The 1,735-nt window shown below is 59.5% G+C and carries 2 protein-coding genes; both read right to left on the reverse strand.

Translation table 11 applies throughout. From position 1 onward, the window contains the following. Positions 1-216: 216 nt before the first annotated feature. Entirely contained in the window at positions 217-510 is a 294-nt protein-coding gene (locus AC1D1X_RS22405; protein WP_477699234.1) for a YciI family protein, read from the reverse strand. Positions 511-574: 64 nt separating this feature from the next. Then, the gene (locus AC1D1X_RS22410) at positions 575-1,486 is read right to left on the reverse strand and encodes a LysR family transcriptional regulator (RefSeq protein ID WP_477699235.1); all 912 of its coding nucleotides are present in this window, start codon (positions 1,484-1,486) and stop codon (positions 575-577) included. Between the last annotated feature and the right edge of the window lie 249 nt (positions 1,487-1,735).

A 1,735-nucleotide genomic window follows, 5' to 3' on the forward strand; every position in this document is an offset into this window, starting at 1 on the left:
TCAGGAGGTAGGTGCCGATGGCGACAAAGGTCACCAGGAGAAAAAAGTCCATTTCAGTTCCGGTTGCATGTGTCAAGCGCTGGCAAAGATCTTGCCAGCATGGGTTGAGTGTAGTCACGCAACCCTTTCCCGCGCTGACTGCCGCGTAACACCCCTGACCCCTGATTCCCTTCTGTCGTTGATGGTGAAACCGGTGCAACGATTCGTGGGTTCTGCTTACAAAATCACCTGCCTCTCGGCCAATGCCTTGCCCMAGGTCAGCAACCGGTAGCTGCGATGAGCCGGTACGTAGTAGGGGTCACTTTCGACCAGCTCCGCGGCACGCGCCCTGGACGCAACCTCCATGACCCAGAGGCCTCCTACAAAGCTTTCGCCAGGTGCTTCACGCAAACCGCCTGCGATAAGAATTTCATCCTGGTGTTGCCGAAGATAGGCAAGATGAAGGGGTTCACGCTCCTGCCGGATCGCCAGCATGGCGGGTGTGTCGTCAAATAGGGCTATCCAGCGCATTGGGCCATCCTGATTGAAGTGATGAATGAAGTGATGAAGATGAGGGGCTGGGGGGCTGTGAGATTCACGATGAGGGTTGTTTGCCCTTGCCGGGAGCCTTTGACGGCTTGGCAGCGCGCACCTTGCCGCCCTGGCTTCCCGCCGCGGCTTGCCTTAAGCCTGCCAGGGCGGGTTCCAGTACTTTCATGTCTGCGTTGGCCGCGTAGACGGCATAAGCGGGGTACAAAAACTCCGGTTTGCCTGGCACGCGAAACAGGCGACCTTCCTTGATGTGGTTGCGCACCACGTTTTGCCGGAAATAACCGGCACCGCCCACCGCAAGCAGGTACTCCAGCCCCAACGGCCCCAGGCTGGAGGAGACCCCGACACTGGAAAGCTCCGGGAACGCCAGGCTGTGCTGAGCCGAGAATTCGCGCCCCCAGTCCACGTAGACGTAGTCGGCGGGCTGCGKCATCTCGAGCCTGGGCGAGGTGGTGACCAGCACCAGCTTTTCTTCGATCAGCAGTTCGATCCTGAGGCCGGGGCGCTGCCGCGGTGCATAGGCAATGACGATGTCCAGGGTTCCGTGGGCCACGCGTTCCAGCAGGTCTTCTGCAACGCCCACCTCGGTGCGAAGCGCCAGATCGGGTGCGTTTTTTCGCATCCAGAACAGCCAGTCGAGCATCAGCGGTTGCCAGAGGCTGATTTCACAGCCAACGGTCACCAGCGCGCGGCGCCCGGGTGGCACGGCCATCTGGTGGCGGGCGCGCTCCCAGACTTGCACCAGCGTCATGGCGTGCCGTACAAACTGCTCGCCTGCGGGTGTGAGCGACGCGCCGGCCTTGTTCCTGACGAAGAGCGTGCGTCCCAGCAGGTCCTCCAGCGTTTTCACACGAGCGCTGACCGCGGTCTGGGTGACATGCAGCCGTTCTGCGGCCTGGACAAAGCTGTGGCAGGACACGATTTCCAGGAAGGTGCGGGCGAGGTTGATATCCATGGCGTGTCTCCCATTTGTCCGGCCTTAGAGGCCGTGCTCTAAATGCAATTTTTCTGCATTCAAACGCAATATAAGTCGTTTTACTTTTATACTCGTAAACCCTATATTCTCGTCACGACCTCTGTTTTGGCAATCGTTGCCGCTCACGTCACTTCGAAAGGACCTTCCATGACACGCACCGCATTTTTCACTGAGCCCGCTTCCGCCAACGCCTCTGTCGGCGGTCGTTCGTTGCAGGCTTCTTCCTCG

The sequence above is a fragment of the Polaromonas sp. P1_G4 genome (assembly GCF_056405475.1).